The sequence below is a fragment of the Candidatus Nomurabacteria bacterium genome (assembly GCA_023898565.1).
Taxonomy (GTDB): Bacteria; Patescibacteriota; Minisyncoccia; order Phycocordibacterales; family UBA918; genus OLB19.
The window spans coordinates 272,416-297,102 of the sequence record CP060228.1; the positions used below are offsets into that span (position 1 = coordinate 272,416).

Consider the following 24,687-nt stretch of genomic DNA (forward strand, 5'->3'; position numbering starts at 1 on the left):
AACACATGAAATTATCACACGATGCAACGACATATTTGATAGGCACAGTCGCTGTTATAGGCATAATTGCAAGCACTGCACTCACCCTCCTGAACCAGAACAAAAGCTCTGAAATTGCCATCCTTACAGCCGAACGAAACAACTTACTGCAAGAAAAGTCTCAAAAGATCAACGAGCTAGAAGTAGCTAGTAGTACGATTGCCGACCTCAAATCAGACTTGGCTGATTTCAAAGAAGAACTTGAAGAACTCGCCGATGACTACCGCGACGAGAAAAATAAGAATGACGACTTCGAAGACCAAATACGCGACCTCGCTGGCACCCTTGGCGACCTCGACAAACTGGCCAAGACTGATGAGGAGCTACTTGCTAAATATTCAAAAGTGTACTTCCTGAATGAAAACTATACCCCGTCTCGCGTAAAACAAATTGATGACAAGTACATCCTCCCAGGTAAGAAAGACCAGTATTTTCACGCTGAAGCCATCGACCACCTCGAAGATTTACTTGACGCAGCAAAAAAAGCTGACCTCGACCTTAAAGTTGCATCCGCCTACCGCTCTTTCGACGAACAAACTGACCTCAAGGGTCAATACACGCAAGTCTATGGCACTGGCGCAAATGCCTTCTCAGCCGACCAAGGTTACTCAGAACACCAACTTGGCACCACCGTTGACCTCACTACCGTTGAAGTTGGCGGGACATATACCAGCTTTAAAGATACCGATGCCTACACCTGGCTCCTTGATAACGCCTACAAATACGGCTTTATCCTTTCCTACCCTGAAGGTAATGATTATTACATTTTCGAACCGTGGCATTGGCGCTTTGTTGGGATCGACTTGGCTCGCGACTTGCATCGCAAAGATAAAACATTTTACGACCTTGACCAGCGTGATATTAATGAGTATCTGTTGACTTTGTTTGACTAATGAAACCCTCAGCCGACCAAGCGTACGAGGCGTTTTGGGCCCGTCTATCTCCTGCGTATCCCGTTTCTCGCGGCAGTCTTCGTTTGCCCATAGCTACAAAACTCACCTCGCTGCCAAATTTCGTACATAAAGAGATTCAAGAAGAACTGAAAGCAATTTTACAAAAACTGCTTGATACACACGGCACGAAACAAAGCGCTGAGACTCGTGCTAAAAATGCTGGCGAGGATTTTATTACACCGTTAATTACTGACGAATACACAGGAATTGTTCGCTTTGATTGCATTTGGGAGCCAGCTACTGGTTCGGTAAAAATTCTAGAGATTAACTGTGACTATCCTGACGGCCTACTACTTCATGACAGTACATATAGCGTACTGACGAGCACCGAAACCAACCTGCATCACAACTTATTCCTAGAACTACTTAACGAAGCCGAGTCTGTGTACGTGCTGCATAATGAACACGCTTTTTTTGTTGATAGTTACCATGCTGAACACAACAAACTTACTCATCATGGCAAGGAGAGTTTTATTGGATACGACGTCACTGAAATACCATCAAATGCAACTGTTCGCAGATGTCTTGAGACCAGCAAACTCACTCCAAAACAAGTCGAACGTTTAAAAAACAACAACCATCGATACATCAACACTCTAGCTTTAAGAACTTTGGGCTATAAAGATTTACTTGCAACCATAAATCACTCTTTTGTTCCCAAAACAATCAAATTAACTTCTGAAAGTGTACCGGAAGTTACCTCCAGACAGTCCCAAATAGTCCTTAAGCCCGCAGATGGATGTGAGGGTTACGGTATATACTTTGGGCATCAAATAACCCCACTTGAGTGGGAATCGTTGGCGTATTCCTTACTTCAAAAGAACTATATAGCTCAAGAATTAGTTGAAATACCGAAACGCGCTGTTGATTTGTATGATAAAAACACAGTAATAACTAAAGAGCTGTATTTTGACCTCTGTCCTCATTTCTTTGTTAAAAACGGTACTGTACTTGGCAGCGGACACACGTTAACTCGTTACTCTGAAAAGCAGATAGTAAATGTGTCTCAAGGTGGCGGCATTGGTTATTACGCTCTTTAAAAAGGCCGGCCCTCGAGAGGGCCGGCCTTTTTAAATCCTATAGAATCGCTTAGCATTCTCAACAAGCTGCTGCCGCACCACTTCCTCATCCATTCCCTTAATGGCCGCAATCTTTTTGTACACCTCAATCACCATCCATGGCTCGGCACGTTTGCCACGATGAGGCACCGGCGCCACGTACGGACAATCAGTCTCGCCATGCATAAGCTCAAGCGGCACCGCCTTCACCACCTCCTCATACACCGATGCAAAGGTAATCACCCCAGTGAAAGAAACCGTGCCACCAATATCAAAAAACTTCTTAGCCTCATCGTAGGTGCCGGCGTAAAAATGCACATTGAACGGCACTTTAGCGTACTGTTTGAGCACTTCATAGACATCCTCATACACACTGCGCCCAGTCGGACTCGCTTCCCCCGGCTTTGGATTGCGCGTATGAATCATAAGCGGTAAGTTATGCTCGTTCGCAAATTGTATCTGGGCGATAAAGTTTTGCTCCTGTGTCTCATAACTATCTGGCGCCGTGTGCCAATAATCAAACCCACACTCCCCAACCCCCACTACCTTCGGCGCTTTGGCGAGCTCATGGTAAAAATCTGGATTGAACGACTCTATTCCCGAACGAGGAGAATCCTCGTCTTCTCTACCCGGAACAGTGTAGATGGGATGCAGGCCGATAATTGCGTAGCAATTATCCCCTCCGGGGGCAACCTGCGCTCGCTCGGAAATATCGGAAATCTTTCCGCTATTTCGCTCGCTCGCTTGGTTGAACGTCCCATTTGCAATCTCCACCGCTCGCTTACTCGATGCTTCTCCAGTCCCTACATTTATAATCGCCACCTCATCAGCCACACATTGTGAAAGCACTACGTCTACATCCTCCGTAAAAGCCGCGAGATTCAAGTGTGCGTGAGTGTCGATGTATTTCATGGCTATTGCTCAAGTCGCGCAAATAAATTATCCGGCTTTTTGTTCTCTTTAATCGCAGTCAAAATAATCGCTGCGGTTTCTGGCATAAACGCCGCCAAAGCTTCTGCTACTTCATGCAGATCTTTTACCAGCTTCTGAATCATTTCCACCGCGGCTTCCTTGTCGGTCTTCACCACCTTAAATGGTTCATTTTCCGTGATGTATTCATCCATCTGCCCAATTGCATTCCATACTCCATCAAGCACCGTCTGGAATTCAAACCGCTCAAGTGCCGCATGATCCATGGTTGTTACATCTTTTGTGTCAACCGGGTCTTCAAGGTGCGTCTCGGCCATCTTCATAATACGCGCGGTGAGATTGCCCAGGCCATTCACAAGATTGGCGGTATACCACTCATCGAGTCTGTCCCAAGTTACATCGGTATCTTCAAATGGATGCACGTGACGAAGCAGCAGGTAGCGTGTCGCCTCTGCCCCATATTTGGCAGTAAGTTCAAATGGACTAATCACGTTCCCGAGTGACTTACTCATTTTTTGGCCACCACTATTGATAAAACCACCAATAAAAATCTGGGTTGAAGGCGGAAGCTCAGCCGAAAGGAGCATCGCCTGCCAAATCGCACTCTGCTGACGCAAGTTGTCCTTACCAGCAAACTGCACGCCTGGCCACCAGCCGCCGAAGTCGGCCTGCTCTGGCCAACCTGTGACTGAGATGTAGTTGGTCAGAGCATCGAACCACACGTACATCACATGCTCCTCATCGTCTGGCACTGGCACGCCCCACGCCATTTTAGTCTTCAGACGAGACACACTAAAGTCTTGGAGACCACCTGCAACAAACTTCTTAATTTCGGCCAACCGAAAATCTGGCACGACGAAATTTTCTTGTGAAGCATACAAATCAAGCAACGCCTGCTGATAGTTTGAAAAGCGGAAGAAGTAGTTTTCCTCAGAGCGGATTTCAATTTCGTAATTTGGATGGAGCGGGCACTTGTCATCTTCAAGCTCTGAGTCGGTCTTTTCAAGCTCACACCCTTTGCAGTACTTCACCTCATGCTCCGCCTTATAAATATCCCCCTTCGCCTTGCAGCGTCGCCACATTTCCTGCGCAGCCAACTTATGATGTGCGTCTGTTGTACGAACGAAATTTGCCTCCGGCAAAATGCCGAGCTCAGGCAACAGTTTCTTAAATTCATCAGCCAGCTCATCCACAAACATCTGTGTATCCTTACCGAGCTCGAGCGCCTTATCGTAGATTTTCTGACCATGCTCATCAGTACCGGTATTCAAAAACACCGGATGCCCGAGCAGCTTGAAATAGCGTGCGTAGGCATCAGCGCGCACCAACTCAGCCGCAAACCCAATATGCGGACTCGAGTTTACGTACGGAAGCGTTGTAGTGATGTATTTCGGTGTTTTTTCAGACATAGTGAAATTACTGTAGCATAGAAAATACGTTTTGAGACATAAAGCAAACTGACGCAATGTGTAGGCCTCGCGGAGCAGCGGTTCAGTCAAGATACGAAGTGTCTTGACTGGTTCGCGTCGCGAGCGGAGAGCTTGACTCGTGCCTACTCATTGCGTCAGTTTGCTCTTTGTTTTTATTTCAAGTACGCAGCTAGCTCAGCAATTGCCACACGCTCCTGCTCACCGGTATCACGATTGCGTACAGTCACGGTATCTTTCAGCGCTGGATTTTCTTCGCCGAGCGTATCAAAGTCAATTACCACACACGCCGGTGTACCAATTTCGTCTTGACGACGGTAGCGCTTGCCGATGTTGCCGTTGTCATCCCATGCCACGTTGCCAAACTCTTTCTTCAACGCCACAAAGACTTCACGCGCCTTCTCTACAAGCTGCGGCTTGTTCTTCAGGAGCGGTGACACCGCCACGCGATATGGTGCTAGTTCAGATGACAAGCGAAGGACTGTACGAGTTTCCCCATTTAATTCATCCTCGTCATAAGCGTCACACAATACAGCCAAGAACATTCGACCCATACCCACTGATGTTTCAAGAATCCACGGAATGTACTTCTCTCCTGTTTCAGGATCTGTGAATCGTAAGTCTGTTCCCGAGAATTTTTGATGCTGAGTTAAGTCATAATCCGTACGGTCATGAATTCCTTCCAACTCATCAAAACCTCCAGGGAAATTGTATTCGATATCCCAAGCATCAGCTGCATAGAACACCAAATTCTCATGCTGCTTAAAGCGAAGATTTTCTGGCTTGATACCAATAGATACGTACCAATCAAGTCGGTCTTGTTTAATCTTTTCGTATGCGGCTTTGTTTTCATGCGGCTTTACAAAAAACTGCGTGTCCGCCTGCTCCATTTCACGAGTACGGAACAAGAAGTTTCTCGGAGAAATTTCATTACGAAACGCCTTACCAATCTGAGCAATACCGAACGGAAGTTTTGGCGACATCGAATTAACAATGTTCTTATAGTTTAGATAGATACCTTGACAAGCCTCGCCCGGAAGATAAACCGGCTCAGCTCCTTCTGAAGTAAAGTCACCTAGGTTTGATTTCACAAGCAAATTGAATGCTTTAGCGGCAGTGAAGTTTTTCTGGCCGCACTTAGGACATGGAATCTTATCTCGATTTGCATCAAAAAGTTCATTGATTTCTGCCTCCGACATTTTCTCGTCAGCCGTTACTCCAACTCGCTCTAGCTCCTTGTCGACTCTAATGCGCGTATTACATTCCTTACATTCTGCCAATGGATCTGAAAAGCCAGACGTGTGGCCACTCGCTTCCCAAACCATAGGATGTTTAAACATTCCCGAGTCTAGTCCATAGTAGTTCTCCTTGTCATATACATTAGCCTTCCACCACGCTTGCTTTAGATTATTGAGCAACTCCACGCCCATCGGACCATAATCAAACACCCCAGCTAACCCGCCATAAATCTCACTCCCCTGAAACACAAAACCGCGTCGCTTACACAGACTAGTTATTTTTTCCATTTTTTGATCAATGTTTTCTTTCATATTTCTTTCGCTTTTCAGCTCCGTCCAGCGATTTGCCCTAGGTCTTGGGCAACATGAATTATCTAACCACTGCCCCGTCCCCCTTTTCAAATCCCATTTCGGTTGAGAGTTCAGTTGTAACAGCTCCCGCAGAATCTTGCAAGAGCACACCGGTATAGCGATCATTAGCCTTCAAAGACTGCGGTCGCACGAGCACCGGACTAGTTCCAAGCTGAGAGAGACTTGGCTGAATGCTCACCTGAAAGGTAAGTTCTTTTCGCTGACCGCGCGTGATGTCACCAATATCCCAAACCATATTTTTTGATACGGTATTGTATGTCAATGTACCATCACCTTCGTACATATCGAGCCAGTTAACATAAATCGGCAAGCTAGTCTCCACAATCGCATTCCCGACGTTATTGGCACCAGCTTCAGCCACCAGCGTAACCGCGTACGTAGTAAACTCACCAACTTTCGGCGGAATCGGGCCGCTGCCAGTAAAGCTACCGGCGTCCCTGCTTACCTGACTTCTCATTGCAACGTGTGATGAGTACTTAGCCTCCGCAGTAACCGAACCAATGAGTGTTTCTTGAGCGCTTGTCTCAGCCACGCGTCTCGCATAGACATTTACCACCATGTTAAAAAAGGCTTCTGTTCTAAGCGGTCCTGGATTCAGGCTAAAACTAAGTCCGCGCGTATCTCCAGGATTGATTTGTGCAAAGGAAGGATTGTTGGAAACTTCCCAACGGACCGTGCCGGTATTTGAGTCATAGAAGCCGTTGCTACTTGCAATCGAATCTTCGTCAAGTGCATTGCCTCCCGGCACCACCTCAACAATCATGTCATACACCGATTCTTCAAGCGTATTCTTGATATTAATTCCTACACTAGAACCATCCGCCTCTGGCAAAATGGCAGAACCATCACGATCACCATTGATGGAAATTGCCACATCAATAAATGGCCGTTCAATAATAAAATCGGCTCGTGCATCGGTCAGTGTCGATCCGACGAGATACTGGTTGTCTGGATTAGCTGGACCCGCTGCAAAATTGATACGGAAGGTTTCATCTGTTAAGCCACGGACAATCCCCCGTAATTTAATGGTGGTGCTAGCTTCCGGCAGCAGCTTATCAATCTTCCACACATTTTCTCCGTAAATTGGCGCAGGCGTAGATGATTCAAAATCAAATCCATTTGGATACGACGCGGTGATGAGTATATCCTCAAGTGGTGATGAGGCGTTTGAAACGGCAGTGATGGTTAGGTCGACCCGCTGTCCCGACGCAACTTTTTCAACATTATCTATACGAAGCACTAGTGGCGACGAGCTAATTCGAAAGGCAAGCGGATTTGCGTCTTTGTAAAACATGCCATTAGAACCGTTAATACGATACTCTACCGAAGCCTCAATCTTTTTCTCAGCGTTTTCTTCACCAAATACAGCCACTTTGACTGGTACTTTTTGTATTTCCCCCGGACCGACATCATCGAGCGGAATTCGCTCTTCGAATAAATTTCGTGGGGAGTCTCCTACTGAGCGCGTGCCATTTGGATATCGCAAAATCAAGGTCGCCGATTCAATCGGAACAGTATTTTGGTTGGCCACCAAGACTTCAAGTGACATCACTTCACCACCACCAATGAGTGACTGACCTTCAATCGTGACCTGGATATTATCACTGGAAATTTGGTTACCACCAAAATACCAGAACATAGTTGATATAAGCGCCACAAAGGCAAAAATGAAGAAGCTCCCTAGGAGCACAAAACTACGATAATGCCGTCGCGGTGACTGCACGCTGGGAGCCTCAGACAACCCGGACTCTTCACCAGCAGCAGCCATACCTTGCCGAAGATCGTTTGTATCGCCACGACGCGCTTGACTGGGCAAGCTCCAATTCCGCGATACATCTACTTTTTCATCGGTCAGCTGGTGCCGAGCGGCTTTCTCAGCTTCTGCTCCTCGATCATACAGACGCTTACGCATCTCATCGAGATTATCCTGTGATTGTAGTGGCTTCATCATATGCTTTTAAGTATACCACCGCCCTAGAGATGACTCGCCTTCACCGCATGGGCATAGAGTTTGGCAATACCAGTTTCAAATGATTTTGCGTATAAGTCTGGAATCTCAATCACCGATGCAGCTCGGAGCGATTCTGGTATGTACGTCATGTCTACGTACCCCAACTGTCCCAAAAGCCGCACCTGCACCACCTGCTCTACAAACGTCCGCTTAGACAGCTTGCCGAGCAGTGATTCAAGTGAGGTTATTACTTCATCAAAAAACTGCGGCTGCGCCTCCTCGCCATGCACAAACCGTCGCAACAGCCGCACCAAACTCACTACGCTCCCGCGCGCTTCTTTACTATCCGCTTCATGATAGAAATTTCTAAGCGGCTCAATACTCCCAATCCGCCAACCTGCCTTCCCCTTTACCAATGACACACGAAGGTAGGTAAAATCCTGCAGTGCATAGCGTTGGCGCGAGCGCTCCTCGCGCACACTGCGCGCATCAGCAAAAAGCATACCGGCCTCACGGGTAAACAGCAAAAAAGACCGGTCGGCAGTATTCCGGTCTCTCGTGCCACAGACTAATGCTTCGGTTGTGTAGGTTTCGTAGGCCATAAAGTATTGCATCTCATTGTCAGTTTCTGCAGGCACGAGTCAAGCTCTCCGCTCGCGACGCGAACCTGTCAAGATGTTGCACATCTGGACAGAACCGCTGCTCCGCGAGGCCTGCCGAAACTGCCACTGAATACAAGAGACTGATGATGATTACACCTTCAAAATCGCAAAGACAAACTCGTAGTCGTCCGCCTGCACACTTTCTCCTTCTGTCTCAGCGAAGACGAGCTTGCTTGCGCCCACAGTCTTAGTGAGCAGTTCACGATGCAGTTCGATTGCCTGTTGACCAGCTTCATTCGTGGCAATCGTGAGCGTGACTGCATCGCTCGGCGCAAGACCTTCGGTCTTGCGCCGCCCCTGAATAGCCCGCATCAGTTCACGCACCGCCCCTTCAGCAATGAGTGCTGGAGTAAGATTTGCATCAATCATTACTGCATTTTCAATGTTTGAATCATGACTAACCATCTTTACGTTAACCTCATCTCTCACAAGAGATTGAAATGGCTCATATAAACCACCATTCAAATCTCTAACACGCAACTCATTCAATGGTTGCCGCACTTTAATATTAGTCTTTGACCGATCTTCTAGTGCCATCGTAATTAACTCTCTAGTCTCTCTCATTTTTAGAATAATTTCCTCATCAACCTCCCCTCCCTCTGGCCACGCGCCGAGGTGCACGCTTTCAGCATCATCGTCTTCTTTCACCGCCTGCCAGAGATACTCAGCGTAAAACGGCATGACTGGCGCCATTACGAGCGCGAGCGTCCGGAGCGTGTAGCGGAGGGTAGCGAGCGCTCGGTCTCTATCAGCTGCATCGTCGCCTTTAAGACGCTCTCGTGAGCGACGCAAATACCACACCGACAGATCATCAATAAAGTCTGTCAGTGGGCGCACTGCCTTATCAAGCTCATACTTTTTATATCCTTCGGTCGATTCAGCAATGAGCTGATTGAGTCGCGCAAGCACCCAGCGGTCGAGCACGTGGGTCGAATCATTGGCCGCCGGCGCTGCAGCAAACATTTGGTACATCGTGAGCACGTTATGCAGCCGACCGATATTCTTGCGCTGCAATTCGAGCACTTCTTTTTCTGAGAAGCTCAAGTCTTCTCCGCGCACTACTGGTGATGAGAGCAAGTAGAAGCGCATCGCATCAATCCCTACTCGATCAGCCAGCTCCATTGGGTCAGGATAATTCTGCAGCGACTTCGACATCTTCTTGCCATCTTCGGCGAGCACCAGCCCGTTCACAATCACATTCTCATACGGCGATTTACCAAAGAGTGCTGTGCCAAGCACAATGAGCGAATAGAACCAGCCACGGGTTTGGTCGAGTCCTTCAGCAATAAACTGCGCTGGGAAATTTTCAGTCTCAAAGGTGTCCTGGCACGCAAACGGGTAGTGAAACTGTGCGTATGGCATCGAACCACTTTCAAACCAACAATCAAACACATCTGGAATACGCTCTATCTTCACGCCATTATCAAAGAGCTCAATATCGTCGATGTATGGCCGATGGAAGTCGAGCTCATAGAAGTCGTTGTGCGGCATTGGTGTAAACGGCAGTGCGCGAAGCTCCGCATTCGCGAGGTCATATGAATTATCTTCGATATGCTTGGCTGCCACCTCCGCACTGTCGCCCTTAGCGACTGCCTGGAGCATCTGCATCGTGCCGTTGTGTGAGACAACGAGCACCTTCTTCCCTTCCAGCTTTGCATTTACTTCGTAGAGGAATGCACCAGTACGCGTTCGTACATCATTCCAATTCTCACCACCCTCCGGACGCTTCGTAAGCCGGTCCATACCAGTCTCATAAAATGCGTGGTACTCATCTACCTGCTTCCCTTCAAATTCACCAAACGACATTTCAAGAAGTCGATCATCAGCAATGAGCATATCCGAAGAAAGCCCAAGTTCGGCCGCGACTGCCTCGGCCGTTTCTTTGGTGCGCTGGAGTGGTGAGTAATAGATATAATCAATGCCGGTTTCGCGGAGCTCAGCCGCCAAAGCCTTCACCTGCTCCTTGCCAGTTTCCGTGATGCCATTTTCTACCCCGCTCTCACGATTAAGGACCCCTTTGGTATTAAGGGCAGACTCCGCATGACGAGTAATAAAGAATTGATTTCCGTAATCTGGAACATGTTTTTGTAATTCAGCCAAACTGCCGAAAATCTTAACTTGTCCATTGGCGGTATTACGCCAAATTGGCAGCGGTGCACCCCAATAGCGCTGCCGGCTAACCGCCCAATCACGAGCACCTTCGAGCCACTTACCAAAGCGATTTTCTCCCACGTGTCCTGGCACCCAACCAACAGTATTATTGGCCGCCAAAAGTTGGTCTTTGATTTGTGGCACGTCCACAAACCACGACGTCGTCGCGTAATTAAGCAGCGGTGTGTCACAGCGCCAACAGTGCGGATAGCTGTGCGAAATCTTCTCCTTCGCAAACAACCGACCACGAGCAGCCAGCGCGCGAATTACCTCGATGTCAGCATCCATATGCGTAATGTCACCTTCATCTTTTGGCTTCACGAGCTGCCCAGCAAAATCCGTCACGAAGTCTTCGAAATGCCCCGACTCAGTCACATGATGCTTTACTGGAATACCATGCGCCTGCCCCAGCTTCATGTCATCTTCACCATAGGCTGGCGCGATATGTACGATGCCAGTTCCTTCCTCACCGACTTCCACAAAGTCAGCATGGAGCACCGTCCAGGCGTGTTCGCCGGCTTCTGCTACTTGCTCGCGCAGCCATGGGAATGGCGGTTCATACTTTTTTCCGAGCAATTCAGAGCCCTTAAGTACTTCAATTTGATTTGGATAAAAATCAGCAAATACCCCCCAATCACCAGCAGAGTTTGTAATATTTTTTTCTAACTCTTCCCTGTCAAAAAGCTGATCTAAGGCTGACATCACACTTCTTCCGCTGTTTAGATTCTTCCAGAAAATTTCTTTACTTAAAATGTAAGCACCTGGAGAAACAACAGAAGACTCATCAACATCATCAGATTCTGACTTAACCCAAGTTTCAGAAGTTCTGTTTAAGTGTACATTTTTCACTTTCACATACTCAATCTCCTGATTGACCGCGAGCGCCATATTCCCTGGCAGTGTCCACGGGGTCGTTGTCCACGCGATAAGTGATGTATTTTCTTCATCTACCAGAGGAAATTCCACAAAGACTGAAATATCCTTGATGTCTTTGTATCCAAGGTTTACCTCGAAGTTTGAGAGCGTCGTGCCACAGCGTGGACAGAGATGCATACTCTTAAACCCTTCAAACACCAAGCCCTTATCATGGAGTGATTTAAATACCCACCACACACTTTCGGTGTAGGTGCTATCCATAGTCTTGTAGTCGTTTTCCATGTCCACAAAGCGACCCATGCGCGGCACAATCTTCCGCCAATCATCGGCGTACTCCATCACCGACTCGCGCGCTTCTTCATTAAAATTCTTCACCCCGTAGGTTTCGATGTCACGCTTGGTCGCCAGACCAAGCTTCTTTTCGATGAGGTTTTCAACCGGCAAGCCGTGACAATCCCAGCCCCACTGTCGCCGCACACGGTAGCCCTGCATGGTCCAAAAGCGTGGCACCGCATCCTTAATGGTGCCAGCCAAGATGTGGCCGTAGTGCGGCATACCCGTCGCAAACGGCGGACCGTCATAAAATACGTAGTCACCTTTCGGCGCCCCGCCGGCTGGCGCCGTCAAACTTTTATTAAAAATATCGTGCTCCTGCCAAAATTCGAGCATCGATTCTTCGCGGAGTGCCACTTCAGACTTCTCCACTTCAACTACCTCAACAGTATCGTTGTTTTTGTTAGACATAAAATTGTTTGGTTATGTATATCAGACATATAAACCACGTGTATCAGACGTGTTTTGGCATCCTAACAGAAAAAGCAGCTGCTGGGTAGCAGCTGCAGTGATTGGAATCAGGCAAGAACAATCCACGAGGGATCAAGACTGGCATCTCCTTCCATCTCTTTTCTCCTTGCATACTCAGTGGACAACCCGTGAGTTTCTGTTTTTAGCATAACTTGTCCGATGTTTCTGCACAAGCATGTAGAAAGGCCGCCCGAAGGGCGGCCTTTTCGTAGGTGTGTCCATTCACGCCACCTTAAGCTGACGTACCGAGGCTCGCTCGGCGTGCCACTCAAAATGAGTCACTTCTGCCTTCCGGTGTCGGAGATCAACCACCCCCGGCGGAAGTGATTCCTCCTCAGAAGCAACACCGTACCAAGCGAACGGGAAGAACCAGACTTGAAACCAGAATGTCGGGGCAAACATGGCGCTCCTCCTCTTTCTCGTAACAATATAAACCAATGCTTTGTAAAGCGTACCCCCGTTATCTAAAAAACACAAGTTTCTGTAGTGCGTTACTCGATCCGCGTTTCAAGCTCTTTAGGTGCACCAACGACAACCTTCACCTCACGCCGCCCGAGTACTTGCCCGCGCTCAGTCTCAACACTACAGCGCCAAATGCCCGAAGTGAAATTAGCAATACGTGTGTATCCTCCATATCCAGCCTGATTACTCCCCGCAATGGCATACCCGATACGATCACCATACTGTGCCCAATCACCATTTACATCCTTGTATTCCCAGCGATGGTAAATTGTGGTCGAGAGTTTCGTTGGTGCATACACGCGAGCGAAGCACGCGATTGAACTGTGTGCCGGATGCAGTACATCATCAACAAACGGTATCTTACGGTACCACGGCTGCAGCTCATAGGTGACGCGATATGACTTACCTCCGTCTGCTGCCATCATCGTATCTACCGACTGCACTACATCAAGCGTGGTGAGGGAAAGCGGAATGGGCGGAATAATGCTCGTGAAGTAGAAAATGTTGAATAAGACATACACACTCCCAATCGAAAGAATCACCCGTTTGGTATTCAGCGCCATGAAGTGCGGCACAATACGATACAGAAGCTGCACCACAAAAATCACCAACATAAGTGCAATAAGACCACTGAGCACAAACATGCCATCTCCCATCTTGCCGGTTAAGACCGGCAAGACCATAACCACATAAGAAAACAAACCTATAAAATACAATGTAATGTGATAGATCAATTTATCTGATCGCTTTCCAATCATTTCATTGCCGAAAATAACGAAGACAATCAGGAGTAAAAATGGAGCGCTCGAAAACCAATCACCGCTACGGCCGTAAAAAATCAACATTCCTGACAGCAGTCCGCCAAACGCGTACTGCATTATCATCGGACTTGACCAATTAAAAAAGCGCACCAGGAAACGCGGCCCCTTTTCTGATACGCCCACATACAGCAGCAACATCGAAATAGTGGCCAAGCAAACATAAAAAAGCAGGATGAGATTATCGAACAAATTATCGATCTGATTCAACAGAATCAGATCAGTCATAAATCCCATCACAAACGCGATCGTCAACCAGTGATGTTTCAAAAAATACTCCGTTTTGCGCACAAAGTCTGCCATACTGGGTATCATACCAAAAGAAAAGCGCCCGCGAAGCGGGCGCTTTTCTTATACATACACCTCAGGCACCGGAAACGCTTTGCAAAGCGTCTCTACTTCGTGCTTGATGCGTGCTTTTTCCTCCACGTCATCTTTTGCCTTGAGGGCTGCCATCATGAGTTCAGCAAGCTTTGTGGCCTCCCCTTCCTTCATGCCACGCGAGGTCATTGCCGGCGTACCAAAGCGAATTCCCGACGGATCAAGCGCACTGCGTGTTTCATCGGCAATCATGTTTTTGTTAAGCGTAATACCTACCTCATCCAGCACTGCTTCCGCCTCAGCACCAGTGATACCAAGCGAACCATAGACATCAGCTAAGAGCAAGTGATTGTCAGTGCCGCCGCCCAGCAAGCGCACACCCGCGTCTTTAAATACCGCTTCCATCGCTTTGGCGTTCTTCAGTACTTGTACAGCATATATCTTAAAACTCGGCTTGAGCGCCTCACCAAATGCCACCGCCTTTGCCGCAATAATATGCATGTGCGGACCACCCTGCACTCCTGGGAAGACTGTCCTATTGATTCGCTTGGCGAGCTCTTCACTTTCACGCACTAAAATCATACCGCCTCGTGGGCCACGAAGGGTTTTGTGTGTCGTAGTGGTCATCACATCAAAACCATAATCGAATGGATTCTTCAGTGCACCACCGGCAATCAGTCCAGCAATGTGTGCCACATCTGCCACCGTGTACGCTCCCACCTCCCTGGCAATGGCGACAAACTTCGCATAATCGAGCTCACGACTGTAGGCTGAGAAACCAGCCAAAATAATCTTTGGCTTATGTTCTAGCGCGACTGCCCTAAGCTCATCATAGTCGATCTCACCCGTCTCGACGTCCTTCATTTTGTAGCGAACGAAGTTGAAGACTTTATTAATACTAGTGGTTGGATGACCGTGTGTGAGATGACCACCGTGCGAAAGGTCCATTCCCAACACCGTGTCACCCGGCTCCATGAGCGCAAAGTACATCGCCATATTGGCAGCCGCACCCCCGAGCGGCTGGACATTCGCAAAGCGAGCCTTAAAAAGCTGTTTGGCACGCTCAATAGCGAGCGTCTCCACCACGTCAGTAAACTGCTGACCACCATAGTAGCGCTTGCCCGGATACCCTTCAGCGTACTTATTGGTAAAGACCGAACCAGCTGCTTCGCGGACTGCTTGTGAAACATAGTTTTCGCTCGGAATAAGCTCCACTCCCAGCCGCTCACGTTCTTCTTCACCCGTGAGCGCACCAAACACTTCCTTATCTTGTGCCTCAATATGTGTGTACTGCATAGAAAAAAATACTGAATGATTAAAGTCGACTTTCACTATAAACACCTACACCATATGCAATGACACTAACCTAAACTAGACCGTTTCAACCCCACCTAAATCCTCGGCCTGAATTAAATGAGCGTGGTGTATATGTTGTACCAAAAGCTGTGCAATTCTCTCACCAGCAACAAAGGTGCGCGGCTCACTACTCGTATTAAGTAATTCCACTTCAATTTCATCGCGATAGCCCGAATCAACAAAACTGTGCGTTACTTTGATGGTATCTTTTGTCACCATTGCATTCTCTCCCCAAATAAGCCCAACATACCCAACCGGCATCGCCATCGCCACTCCTGTCGGTATCGTTACTCGTTGCCCTGGAGTAATGGTCACCTCATGTAGTGCGTAGAGGTCAATGCCTGGGCCAGCTTCACTTTCATAGGCTGGCAACTTCGCTTCTTCGTGTAGTCGTTTGATAAGAATTTCCATACTATTTAATTTTACAACAACGGTCGAATAAGTCCGTATAGCTCGGTATTGATATTGTCCTTACTGCGAAGCTTGTCATCCATAAGGCAAGAGACGATTTTCCACTTTTCTAACGCAGCAATACTAGCAGCGCATTTCTGCAGCGACGCTTGGTAATATTCGTCGGTTTCCGTATGACCGAGATTTGGCTTGCTTTCGTCTGTCGTGAGCAAAGCGTGGCGCATTTCTGCTGGCATATCTAAATACACCACCATATCTGGCCGTGGCACCTTGAATACATCGTACTCCAGGCGCTGCAACCACAGCAGAAATGCGCCACGCTTCTCAACATCTGAAATTTTTGCTCCTTGGTGGAGCATGTTGGCAGTTACATAGCGATCAAGAATGACATGCTTCCCTTCCGCAAGCCAGCCGGCAATCAAATCTTTTGTCTCAAAGCGATCGCCGGCAAAAAGAATCGCGGCTAAGCGCGGATCAAGCTCAAGAAAATTTCCGTGAACCTCATCAATCCATTCTCTAATATACGATCCAAAAAAACTGTCTTCATAACGTGGGAATTCTAAGGTCTCTACGGCAACCCCTTCTCCACGCAGTCGTTCGGCCAAAAGCCTCACTTGCGTTGCCTTTCCAGCCCCGTCTGCTCCTTCAATAACGATTAGTTTTCCTGACATATCTATCTGAATTTATGGCCTCATGGTACCACAACCCGGACGCTTTACTTAATCAGTTGAATATCGACAGCTTTGTAAATCAGCCTGATACAAAATCGCGTCAGGATTCTTCACAAACTTGCCATCCACCAACTGTCCGGTACGTGAATTAATCTCTTTGTACACCTCATCCATCACTTTGGCTGGGTCATACCCCAGCTTCGCGATTGCTCCCGTTGCAAACACGATAATATCCGCCATGGCATCGACCACCTTTTCAGCCTCTGGCTCAATCTCGCCCACAATTTCATTCGCTAAACGAAGTGCCTCTTCGCGGCCGCTCACACTATCGTACTTACCAGTGCTTTCTAGCAACTCTTCTGCAATGAATGACACCTCATTTTTGAAATGAAATCCACGCTCTAAGAGTCCACGCTCATTATTCCAATCAACAATCTTCTGAAACATACTCATAGGCAAAAATTCTGAGATAAATAATTCCTATTGTAGCGAGCTGGGACAGAAACGCAAAAGGCCGGAATGAGCTTCGCTCATTCCGGCCTTACTTTACCCTTACAACAACACTTGACGCACTGTCCGATAAATCTCCTCATGAATATCCTCCCGCGCCCGCAACACCCCTTCGACAGTGCAGGCAATTTTCTGCCAGTTATTGAGGCCAGCCACCAGTGACTGTGCCGCAGTTTCAGTCGCCGTTTGATGCGCTTCGTCGAGCTCTGCCAAATCAAGCGCTTTGCGCGAACCGTCTCCTGCCAATAACCCCTTACGGACCGCAAATGGCACCTCTAGGTACATAATGAGATCTGGTCGCGGAATCCCAAACACTCCATGCTCCACCTCATCAATCCAGTTTAGAAAATCAGCACGCTCAGTTTCATCAGTAAGCTTTGCCCCTTGATGCAGCATATTCGCGCTCACATACCTATCCGCAATAACCACCGTGCCACCTTCAAGCCATTCACGGATTTGCCCTGATGATTCAAAGCGGTCAGCCGCATAGAGCGCCGAGGCGATTCGCGGATCAATCTGCATGAAGTCGCCCCGCTTGCCATCCAGACACTCTCGAATGAGTGCGCCAAACGTATTGCTACTGTACTTAGGAAAATCAATCGTTTCCACCTTTCTTCCTTCTTGCAACAAACGCTCTTTCAAGAGTGCTACCTGTGTCGCCTTACCCGAACCGTCACTACCATCGATTACGAAAAACATACTGATATCATCTTTATATCACACCGAATTAACAACCTGCAAAATCACATGCTTTATTTTTCAAAATAGTAAAAACGAAACACTTATAGCAACTCGTCAATAACAGTAACCAGATTGCTTTTGTTATGTTTGACACAGTTTCGTTCCTTACATGCGAAATGATTGTTACAATGGTCTGATTACACCTAAAGGAGCAGGAATATGAAACAATACCTCGATACACTACGACACATCTACGAGCACGGCACTGATGTCGAGGGTCGCAATGGCATGACCAGAAAATTGATGGCCGAGCAGATGCGCTTCAATCTGGAGGACGGCTTCCCAGCAGTGACCACCAAAAAACTGGCCTTCAAAGCTGTGAAAAGTGAGCTCTTGTGGTTTATTGAAGGGACGGGTGATGAGAACCGCCTCAAAGAACTCAACGGCACAAACAACACCATTTGGACTGCCAACGCTGAGGCTGATTACTGGAAGCCAAAAGCAAAATTCCCTGGCGACCTCGGCCGTGTCTACGGCGTACAGTGGCGACACTGGCAAAAGCCTGACGGGACGGAAATTGACCAACTCACGGAAGTGATTGAAAAAATCAAAAAAGACCCAAACGACCGACGTCTGATTGTCACTGCTTGGAATCCAGGCGAGCTCGACCAGATGGCACTCCCGCCATGCCACATGACCTATCAGTTTTTCGTTGCCAACGGCAAACTTTCGCTCCACATGACCCAGCGTAGCTGCGACATGTTCCTCGGCGTACCATTCAATATTGCATCATACTCCCTACTCTTAGCCATGGTTGCACAAGTCACCGATCTCACTCCACACGAATGTGTTCTCACTTTGGTGGATGCGCACATCTACCACAACCATTTCGACGCGGTGGAAGAGCAGCTCAAGCGCAACCCACACCCGCTACCAAAGCTCTGGCTGAATCCTGAGGTAAAAAGCATCTACGACTTCACCATGGATGACATCAAACTGGAAGATTACCAGCACGATGAAACCATCAGAGCTGAGATGGCGGTTTAATACGAAACCGCAGATTTACTCTGCGGTTTCTTTCTGAAAGACACTGCAAGGAACCTACTATGCCTCAACCACCTATTGTTATAGTCACTGCCATGAGTCGCCAGCATCAAGCTATTGGGATGAATAATAGCCTGCTTTGGCACGTACCAGCAGATCTCCAGCGCTTCAAAGAACTTACCCTAGGACACCCAATCATTATGGGACGGAAGACCTTTGAGTCGATTCTGGCGATTCTTGGCAAGCCACTACCAGGCCGCACCAATATCGTCGTTACTCGCGACGAAACGTATCGATACAACACCGCTAAGATCGCTCACTCCCTCGAAGAAGCAATTACTATTGCAAATGAGGAGCAACCAGCTGAAATTCACATCGGCGGCGGCGCTGAGCTCTATCGTCAAGCAATTCCGCTTGTGAGCAAACTACATGTGACTTGGTTTGACAATGAGCCCGAAGCCGACACGTTCTTCCCTTCGTTTCTCGATGAGTTTATTGAAACAGCGATTTATGAGCCGCAAACTCATGAAGGCGTCACGTTTCAATGGGTTGATTACGTACGGGAGTAAACAAAGAAAAAGGCCGGCGCTACGCGCCGGCCTTTTTCTTTTGCTGACTGTTAGTCAACCACTTTAATACCCATTGAGTAACAAGTGCCTTCTACCGTCTTCATTGCCGCTTCGATTGAAGCAGCGTTGAGATCTGGCATCTTTTCCTCTGCCACCTCGCGCACCTGCGCTTTAGTGATGGTACCAGCTTGTGACACCGTGTTCTTACTAGAACCCTTGTCCTTGCCGATTTTCTTGAGAATCAGACGTGACATTGGTGATACCTTTACGATGAAATCAAAGCTACGATCGTCGTAAACATTGATAACACAAGGCACAACGTCACCCATACGTTCACGAGTCTGTTCGTTGAACTGATTAACGAATTCACCAATGTTAATACCAGCCTGACCGAGTACCGGACCAAGCGGTGGAGCTGGGGTAGCCTTACCACCCACAGCTTGAACTTTTACTTGCTTAAGAAGTTTCTTTGCCATGTTGTTTTATTTAAAACTGTTGCGTACGAGTAATAGTCCATAGTTACTACCCCCACTAGAAGCTCGCGTATCGTACAAGAGAAATACTGGTTTTGCAAGTTAAAAGCCGCTCTGCATGAGCGGCTTTTGCCCAACAATCTAGCTGTTAAGCAGGTTTTTTAGAGATATATTGCTGCACTGGAACAAAACGAAGCAATGCACTAAAGAACGTCATGAGGAAATAAGCCCACGGCAAAAGATACTCTTGCGGCAACACTCCAGCCCTGTATTGAAGTAGCCACACTTCAAGCACAGTACCGAGAAGCCATGGAAACCAAGGCAGCGTGCCTTGTGTACGAGGATTAGCTACCAGCGCTTGCCACAATGGCACAACCGGCAGTAATCCGGCTATCAAACTACACACCAGCACCAACAACGCGAGCGTCCTAGAGTCACCATCATAAAACACGAGTGCTCCACCCCACACAATCATGGTTCCAATCGCTAGCGCAAGCGACGATTGACTCCACCGATCAGTCGACACTGTATAGCGACCACGCATGAATGCAGCGATCAACAGGGCCGCACTTCCGATCGCAGCAGCACCTGGAATCATCGCTGATACTCCAAGCTCCACCGCACTCACCACTTGCAGTAAGTCGACTACCAGCCAAATACTGAAAGCGAGAATCGCAGGCGCCGGACCATCGTCTCCTTTTTTGGAAAGTTCAAACACGTAGAGCACGTAGCCCGCGCAAAATACCAGACCAGGTATATATTCGTAGTTCACTGAAATGCTCCTTGAAAGTCCAGCAGCATAATGCCGTGAAGCAGCTCTTTGGTCAATGGGGTACACACACAAAAGGCCGGCGCTATGCGCCGGCCTTTTGTGTGTGTACATTACACTCGCTTAACCTGGAGAAAATCAAGCTCGACTGGTGTTTCGCGCCCAAACATAGACACCATCACCTTCACCTTTCCACTTTCCTCATCCACCTCACCCACCTTGCCTTCAAGGTCTTTGAATGGGCCGTCCACGATACTGACTAGGTCACCCGCGCTTAAGTCCACTTTATGCTTCACGGTCTCACTACTCATACGCTTCATGAGTGCGTTGTATTCAGCCTCCGAAAGCGGTACTGGCTGCGTGCCACTCCCAACGAACCCAGTCACCCGCGGTGTATTACGCACCACAAACCACGACTCGTCATCCACAATCATTTCCACGAGCACGTATCCAGGATAGATGCGCTCTTCTTCAGTCACTCGCTTACCACCTTTAACCCGAATCTTCTTTTCAGTTGGTACCACCACGTTGAAGATCTTGTCATTCATATTGAGCGAATCAATACGCTGCTTGAGATTACGCGTTACTGCGTTTTCGTATCCAGAATATGTGTGAATGGCGTACCAATGCCGTTCACCACTGCTGTGCTGTTTTGCCATGACTTAGAAACGGTTAACCACTCGTTCAATCACTAGTGAAAACACGTGATCAAACGCGCCAGTAAAGAGGGCTACTACTATAGAAATAACCACCACCAAAACGGTGTACATCATCGCTTGATGCTGGGTTGGCCAGTGTACCTGCTGCAATTCAGCAGCCGTATCACGAAAATATTTTACGAGTGAATTCATTGTGAAGATTTAAAAGTGGGAAATAAGGTAATAGAGAAAGTGATGGATACCCAACGCTTTCACTGCCGCTCGCTGCCGCTAGATTCAGCCTTAGGATGGGGCTGAATCGTAGCGAAGCGCCGGCATAAGTTCGAAATAGTCGCGCTTCGCGCTCCTTTTCTCACTTAAAAACCCCTCTCGGGGCTCTATTGCTCACAATCATACGCTCCTTCTTAAAAAACGCAAGGCCGGCGAGTCCTTTGGACTCGCCGGCCTTGCGGCACCGCAGCTAATTATTTACTGTACTTCAAAGGTCACGTTCACTCGCACCGTCGTGCTATCCTCGCCAACAGGCAGCTCTGCACCTCCCATACCCATCGCCTCTTCTGCCATCATATCGTAGGACATAGTTTTTGCGTACGGTTCGTAGTAGCTATTTTCTTCATAGTACGAAGCTAAGCGCACCACACGCACTCCCAACTGCTTTGCAAGCACTCCCGCCTTCTCGTTAGCGTCAGCGATGGCCTTCGCCCGAGCCTCGGCTTTAAGAGCGTTGGTATCATCGACGGTAAAATCAAGATTGCTGATGTTAGTTGCCCCCCGTTCACCAACACCACCAATCACTTCTGGAGCTTTGGCAGTATCACGCACTTTCACCGCCACCGATTCAGTCACTTCAAAGCCGTCCTGCACGCGCTCACCTGGCGGACAATATGACACACCAAACGCACACACCCGCTCTTCATACCGCCACTTTGGATACAAATTATAATTCTCTACTTTTATATCTTTGTCTTCAATTCCTTGTTCACGCAAATAGCTTAAAATTGCGTTTACCTTCTCACCCATCGCAGCCTGCGCTTCTGCCGCAGTCATTGCTTCAGCGGTAACTGAAAATGAAAAACGGCCAATGTCGGGCACCGCCAACACCTCTCCCTCACCAGACACTGAAATGGTGGCCGGCATTGGATTGGCAAACTTCGCTTGTTCAAAATTAAGTCGTGCATATGAGCCAAGTGCAATGATTCCCATAAGCATCAAAAGGCCGGCTAAAAGGCGCATTTGTGGTGAATTAAACATACTTTCTGACATATAATTATTATAATAACTCCCTAATAATCCGACGGATTCGCTGCGAAGTAGTTTCTTCATATCCGCAAACCAACTCAAATGCTGCCAAATCTTCTTCGCTGAGCTTTGGAACCACTTCAGGATTCTCCAGTAAATAGTACATGACGGAAGATTCTCCAGCAACATGATCAATACCGAGCGCGTGCCCAAACTCATGCATTAATACTTTAACCAATTCATTTTCATTCGAGAATTTGTATATATGTATACTGTCTCCCTGATAATCACCCTGTGTGAACTCTCTGGAAAAACCATATTCTTCATTGTATGCAGTCACTTGCGTGTTGTAATCTGCAACCAAATCATTGCCACGCTTCCCAAGCTTATTGATATTTGCGGCCAGATCATTAAGCTGCGCCGCTGTTTTGGCTAACTCGTCAGCATCATCACGCAATTCAACTCGTTCAGACTCTAGCCCTTCATACACATCTGCAGGTGCCCCGCCACGGTCATTGTAGCGATTAACCTCAGTATTATAGGCCTCTAGACGCGCCTCATAATCCGCCAGCTTAGCATCATACGATTGCGACAGCTTATGGTGTTCTGCCTGTAGTTTCTCAACCGTTAAAATGACTGACTCGCTCTCTTCACGCTGTGCGTCCAATACCGCACGTTCTGATGCTTCAGTATCGGCCAATTCTTGACGTTCATCGTAGATGAAATGTATGGGAAAATCTGCCGTTTCGTTATACGTAAATAAATCACGGCCAATCGCCTGCTCCCACTTTGTCTCAGCCTCCAACGCGTACTCGAGGGCTTTTTCACGAGTGATTCCAAACGATGTGTCAACTTCGCCAATCCGATACGCAAGCGGCGCTGGACAAATAGCTGCCGTCGACTGGTACCAATATGCACCAACACTAACAAGTGTCAGAAGCAGCACAATAAGTAATATGTCTTTCATCACTATAAGCTAATCATAAGAATTCAGACAACACAAACGGCGCCCAGCGGGGACTGCGTAGTCGCGATACGTAGTCCCTGATAGGCGCCGTTTGAATTTAAAATAGAAACATGTTTGCAAGAGCAGTGCTCTTACGTACAAAGATTATACCGCATAACACGGCTCACGTTTAAAAAGATTTCAACAGGTATGGGACGGGGCTTGCCCTCCGTTAGAACACCTACATCAAAATATTCTCTCCCGTAGCTCCCGGAGCCACATCGTATACCATGTCTGGAGTTAGTCGGATTACCGCGCGCAACGTTCGATCTGGGAAACGTTCTTTCATAACTACCGCCTGTGCCTTAAACGCCTCCCCATCTGTCTCATATACAGCCCGCCCTTTGATTTGCAAACCAACGAATCCTTGCCAACACGTAAATGCCACCATTGAATTTTGTTGCAAATTCACTGCCGTCTTCCCCATAAAAAAGTCAAAAAACCAAATTTCTTCACCATGCACTTCCACCACCGAAAGCGGTACCACATTCACCCCTTCTGGACCATTAGTTGCTAATGCAAACGCGGTCGATTCCGCTATCTTCTTTTCGATGTCTGCTGTCATACTCGACTATTATATACCACTTGATAAAATTCTGTTTCGATAACACTACCGCCCAACCAAAACCGTCAGCTACTACTCAAAAACATCCAAAACCGGCGGCTTTGGGAAACAATAATCAGGTTTAACCCCCGAAAAAACGTTGCAACCAACCTTTTTTCTGCACTGAAGTGGCCGGAGTTGTTGACTCATGAGGATTCATAACCTCTTTTCCCATGCTGGCTAAACGCGCTTCTCTCTCCGCATTAAGCGATGCTGTACGCATTTCGTCTGCCCGTGCCGTTTGACCAACAACCGCGGACACGTCTTCCGACGCCACAGCCTGCTCGCTCGTTAGTGCCTCTCCCTCGTCTAGAGTAGCGACATTCAAGACTTCAGTGTCCACTGCTTCCGAATCTTCTCCTGTGTCTAGGCCCATGTGTAACTCTGGAAAAGCTCCTTCTGGAGCATCAGTGCGCTCTGGCACAGCACCTGCTCGTTCAGCCTCATTTTTTACCGCTTGAAATCCTTCATATCCAGGCGTCAATTCCGAACCATCAACATCTCCCTGTCGGTCAAGCGTCTCGTAAGGATTGTTGTTGTAAGGGTCATAGCCCTGACCCTCTGCACCGCTCCGATACTCTTGTTCTGCGTTTCTGCCTTTTCCCTGACCAAATGATTCTAGTGACATGATAC

General features: G+C 47.9%; 25 protein-coding genes. 4 read left to right on the plus strand and 21 right to left on the minus strand.

Going from position 1 to position 24,687, the window contains the following annotated elements:
• Positions 1–5 precede the first annotated feature (5 nt).
• Both H6780_01290 and H6780_01295 read left to right on the plus strand, forming a co-directional pair.
• Complete coding sequence (locus H6780_01290) at positions 6–932, plus strand: D-alanyl-D-alanine carboxypeptidase family protein (GenBank protein USN89040.1); 927 nt, start codon at positions 6–8, stop codon at positions 930–932.
• Complete coding sequence (locus H6780_01295) at positions 932–2,032, plus strand: hypothetical protein (protein USN89041.1); 1,101 nt, start codon at positions 932–934, stop codon at positions 2,030–2,032. The genes H6780_01290 and H6780_01295 overlap by 1 nt, the downstream gene beginning before the upstream one ends.
• Before the next feature lie 30 nt (positions 2,033–2,062).
• Here H6780_01295 and H6780_01300 read toward each other — a convergent pair whose 3' ends face one another.
• The 13 genes from H6780_01300 to H6780_01360 all read right to left on the minus strand — a co-directional run bounded on the left by H6780_01300 (position 2,063) and on the right by H6780_01360 (position 17,709).
• Positions 2,063–2,962 carry a TatD family hydrolase gene (locus tag H6780_01300; protein ID USN89042.1) on the minus strand — a complete coding sequence of 300 codons (900 nt, stop codon included), beginning with the start codon at positions 2,960–2,962 and terminating at the stop codon, positions 2,063–2,065.
• Between the two features lie 2 nt (positions 2,963–2,964).
• Entirely contained in the window at positions 2,965–4,389 is a 1,425-nt protein-coding gene (locus tag H6780_01305) for a methionine--tRNA ligase (protein USN89043.1), read from the minus strand.
• Positions 4,390–4,562: 173 nt separating this feature from the next.
• The gene (locus H6780_01310) at positions 4,563–5,957 is read right to left on the minus strand and encodes a glycine--tRNA ligase (protein USN89044.1); all 1,395 of its coding nucleotides are present in this window, start codon (positions 5,955–5,957) and stop codon (positions 4,563–4,565) included.
• 58 nt (positions 5,958–6,015) lie between these two features.
• Entirely contained in the window at positions 6,016–7,968 is a 1,953-nt protein-coding gene (locus tag H6780_01315; protein ID USN89045.1) for a hypothetical protein, read from the minus strand.
• A 23-nt stretch (positions 7,969–7,991) separates the two neighbouring features.
• On the minus strand, positions 7,992–8,582 hold the full coding sequence (locus tag H6780_01320; GenBank protein ID USN89046.1) for a recombination protein O N-terminal domain-containing protein: 591 nt from the start codon (positions 8,580–8,582) through the stop codon (positions 7,992–7,994).
• Between the two features lie 138 nt (positions 8,583–8,720).
• Complete coding sequence (locus H6780_01325) at positions 8,721–12,401, minus strand: class I tRNA ligase family protein (protein ID USN89047.1); 3,681 nt, start codon at positions 12,399–12,401, stop codon at positions 8,721–8,723.
• Between the two features lie 282 nt (positions 12,402–12,683).
• Complete coding sequence (locus H6780_01330; GenBank protein ID USN89048.1) at positions 12,684–12,863, minus strand: hypothetical protein; 180 nt, start codon at positions 12,861–12,863, stop codon at positions 12,684–12,686.
• An 89-nt stretch (positions 12,864–12,952) separates the two neighbouring features.
• A complete protein-coding gene (locus H6780_01335; GenBank protein ID USN89049.1) occupies positions 12,953–14,044 on the minus strand; it encodes a DUF2914 domain-containing protein in 1,092 nt (363 codons plus the stop codon).
• Positions 14,045–14,092: 48 nt separating this feature from the next.
• Positions 14,093–15,358 (minus strand): serine hydroxymethyltransferase, encoded by a 1,266-nt coding sequence (locus tag H6780_01340; GenBank protein USN89050.1) that lies wholly within the window; start codon positions 15,356–15,358, stop codon positions 14,093–14,095.
• A 75-nt stretch (positions 15,359–15,433) separates the two neighbouring features.
• Entirely contained in the window at positions 15,434–15,829 is a 396-nt protein-coding gene (locus H6780_01345) for a dUTP diphosphatase (GenBank protein USN89051.1), read from the minus strand.
• Positions 15,830–15,840: 11 nt separating this feature from the next.
• On the minus strand, positions 15,841–16,500 hold the full coding sequence (gene tmk / locus H6780_01350; protein ID USN89052.1) for a dTMP kinase: 660 nt from the start codon (positions 16,498–16,500) through the stop codon (positions 15,841–15,843).
• 48 nt (positions 16,501–16,548) lie between these two features.
• Positions 16,549–16,953 (minus strand): hypothetical protein, encoded by a 405-nt coding sequence (locus tag H6780_01355; GenBank protein USN89053.1) that lies wholly within the window; start codon positions 16,951–16,953, stop codon positions 16,549–16,551.
• Positions 16,954–17,052: 99 nt separating this feature from the next.
• Positions 17,053–17,709, minus strand: coding sequence for a thymidylate kinase (locus H6780_01360; GenBank protein USN89054.1), 657 nt, complete (start codon positions 17,707–17,709; stop codon positions 17,053–17,055).
• A gap of 201 nt (positions 17,710–17,910) precedes the next feature.
• Here H6780_01360 and H6780_01365 point away from each other — a divergent pair, with 201 nt between their 5' ends.
• Both H6780_01365 and H6780_01370 read left to right on the plus strand, forming a co-directional pair.
• On the plus strand, positions 17,911–18,738 hold the full coding sequence (locus tag H6780_01365; protein ID USN89055.1) for a thymidylate synthase: 828 nt from the start codon (positions 17,911–17,913) through the stop codon (positions 18,736–18,738).
• A 59-nt stretch (positions 18,739–18,797) separates the two neighbouring features.
• Complete coding sequence (locus H6780_01370) at positions 18,798–19,304, plus strand: dihydrofolate reductase (GenBank protein ID USN89056.1); 507 nt, start codon at positions 18,798–18,800, stop codon at positions 19,302–19,304.
• 50 nt (positions 19,305–19,354) lie between these two features.
• Here the strand turns inward: H6780_01370 and rplK are convergent, their stop codons facing one another.
• The 8 genes from rplK to H6780_01410 form a co-directional block, all read right to left on the minus strand.
• Positions 19,355–19,780 carry a 50S ribosomal protein L11 gene (gene rplK, locus H6780_01375; protein USN89057.1) on the minus strand — a complete coding sequence of 142 codons (426 nt, stop codon included), beginning with the start codon at positions 19,778–19,780 and terminating at the stop codon, positions 19,355–19,357.
• 145 nt (positions 19,781–19,925) lie between these two features.
• Positions 19,926–20,549: a hypothetical protein gene (locus H6780_01380; GenBank protein USN89058.1), complete on the minus strand. Its 624-nt coding sequence runs from the start codon at positions 20,547–20,549 to the stop codon at positions 19,926–19,928.
• A 110-nt stretch (positions 20,550–20,659) separates the two neighbouring features.
• A complete protein-coding gene (gene nusG / locus H6780_01385) occupies positions 20,660–21,205 on the minus strand; it encodes a transcription termination/antitermination factor NusG (GenBank protein USN89059.1) in 546 nt (181 codons plus the stop codon).
• 3 nt (positions 21,206–21,208) lie between these two features.
• Positions 21,209–21,397, minus strand: a complete 189-nt coding sequence (gene secE, locus H6780_01390) for a preprotein translocase subunit SecE (protein ID USN89060.1) — start codon at positions 21,395–21,397, stop codon at positions 21,209–21,211.
• Between the two features lie 276 nt (positions 21,398–21,673).
• Positions 21,674–22,468 carry an SIMPL domain-containing protein gene (locus tag H6780_01395; GenBank protein ID USN89061.1) on the minus strand — a complete coding sequence of 265 codons (795 nt, stop codon included), beginning with the start codon at positions 22,466–22,468 and terminating at the stop codon, positions 21,674–21,676.
• A gap of 7 nt (positions 22,469–22,475) precedes the next feature.
• Positions 22,476–23,411 (minus strand): matrixin family metalloprotease, encoded by a 936-nt coding sequence (locus H6780_01400; protein ID USN89062.1) that lies wholly within the window; start codon positions 23,409–23,411, stop codon positions 22,476–22,478.
• 220 nt (positions 23,412–23,631) lie between these two features.
• Positions 23,632–24,015, minus strand: coding sequence for a pyridoxamine 5'-phosphate oxidase family protein (locus H6780_01405; GenBank protein ID USN89063.1), 384 nt, complete (start codon positions 24,013–24,015; stop codon positions 23,632–23,634).
• 121 nt (positions 24,016–24,136) lie between these two features.
• Positions 24,137–24,682 (minus strand): hypothetical protein, encoded by a 546-nt coding sequence (locus H6780_01410; protein USN89064.1) that lies wholly within the window; start codon positions 24,680–24,682, stop codon positions 24,137–24,139.
• Positions 24,683–24,687: the final 5 nt, after the last annotated feature.

Excerpts from the sequence above, each read along its gene's own strand:
- H6780_01290 (USN89040.1), top strand. The coding sequence starts at position 6 with ATGAAATTATCACACGATGCAACGACATATTTGATAGGCACAGTCGCT.
- H6780_01295 (USN89041.1), top strand. The coding sequence starts at position 932 with ATGAAACCCTCAGCCGACCAAGCGTACGAGGCGTTTTGGGCCCGTCTA.
- H6780_01300 (USN89042.1), bottom strand. The coding sequence starts at position 2,962 with ATGAAATACATCGACACTCACGCACACTTGAATCTCGCGGCTTTTACG.
- H6780_01305 (USN89043.1), bottom strand. The coding sequence starts at position 4,389 with ATGTCTGAAAAAACACCGAAATACATCACTACAACGCTTCCGTACGTA.
- H6780_01310 (USN89044.1), bottom strand. The coding sequence starts at position 5,957 with ATGAAAGAAAACATTGATCAAAAAATGGAAAAAATAACTAGTCTGTGT.
- H6780_01315 (USN89045.1), bottom strand. The coding sequence starts at position 7,968 with ATGATGAAGCCACTACAATCACAGGATAATCTCGATGAGATGCGTAAG.
- H6780_01320 (USN89046.1), bottom strand. The coding sequence starts at position 8,582 with ATGCAATACTTTATGGCCTACGAAACCTACACAACCGAAGCATTAGTC.
- H6780_01325 (USN89047.1), bottom strand. The coding sequence starts at position 12,401 with ATGTCTAACAAAAACAACGATACTGTTGAGGTAGTTGAAGTGGAGAAG.
- H6780_01330 (USN89048.1), bottom strand. The coding sequence starts at position 12,863 with ATGTTTGCCCCGACATTCTGGTTTCAAGTCTGGTTCTTCCCGTTCGCT.
- H6780_01335 (USN89049.1), bottom strand. The coding sequence starts at position 14,044 with ATGGCAGACTTTGTGCGCAAAACGGAGTATTTTTTGAAACATCACTGG.
- H6780_01340 (USN89050.1), bottom strand. The coding sequence starts at position 15,358 with ATGCAGTACACACATATTGAGGCACAAGATAAGGAAGTGTTTGGTGCG.
- H6780_01345 (USN89051.1), bottom strand. The coding sequence starts at position 15,829 with ATGGAAATTCTTATCAAACGACTACACGAAGAAGCGAAGTTGCCAGCC.
- tmk (USN89052.1), bottom strand. The coding sequence starts at position 16,500 with ATGTCAGGAAAACTAATCGTTATTGAAGGAGCAGACGGGGCTGGAAAG.
- H6780_01355 (USN89053.1), bottom strand. The coding sequence starts at position 16,953 with ATGAGTATGTTTCAGAAGATTGTTGATTGGAATAATGAGCGTGGACTC.
- H6780_01360 (USN89054.1), bottom strand. The coding sequence starts at position 17,709 with ATGTTTTTCGTAATCGATGGTAGTGACGGTTCGGGTAAGGCGACACAG.
- H6780_01365 (USN89055.1), top strand. The coding sequence starts at position 17,911 with ATGAAACAATACCTCGATACACTACGACACATCTACGAGCACGGCACT.
- H6780_01370 (USN89056.1), top strand. The coding sequence starts at position 18,798 with ATGCCTCAACCACCTATTGTTATAGTCACTGCCATGAGTCGCCAGCAT.
- rplK (USN89057.1), bottom strand. The coding sequence starts at position 19,780 with ATGGCAAAGAAACTTCTTAAGCAAGTAAAAGTTCAAGCTGTGGGTGGT.
- nusG (USN89059.1), bottom strand. The coding sequence starts at position 21,205 with ATGGCAAAACAGCACAGCAGTGGTGAACGGCATTGGTACGCCATTCAC.
- secE (USN89060.1), bottom strand. The coding sequence starts at position 21,397 with ATGAATTCACTCGTAAAATATTTTCGTGATACGGCTGCTGAATTGCAG.
- H6780_01395 (USN89061.1), bottom strand. The coding sequence starts at position 22,468 with ATGTCAGAAAGTATGTTTAATTCACCACAAATGCGCCTTTTAGCCGGC.
- H6780_01400 (USN89062.1), bottom strand. The coding sequence starts at position 23,411 with ATGAAAGACATATTACTTATTGTGCTGCTTCTGACACTTGTTAGTGTT.
- H6780_01405 (USN89063.1), bottom strand. The coding sequence starts at position 24,015 with ATGACAGCAGACATCGAAAAGAAGATAGCGGAATCGACCGCGTTTGCA.
- H6780_01410 (USN89064.1), bottom strand. The coding sequence starts at position 24,682 with ATGTCACTAGAATCATTTGGTCAGGGAAAAGGCAGAAACGCAGAACAA.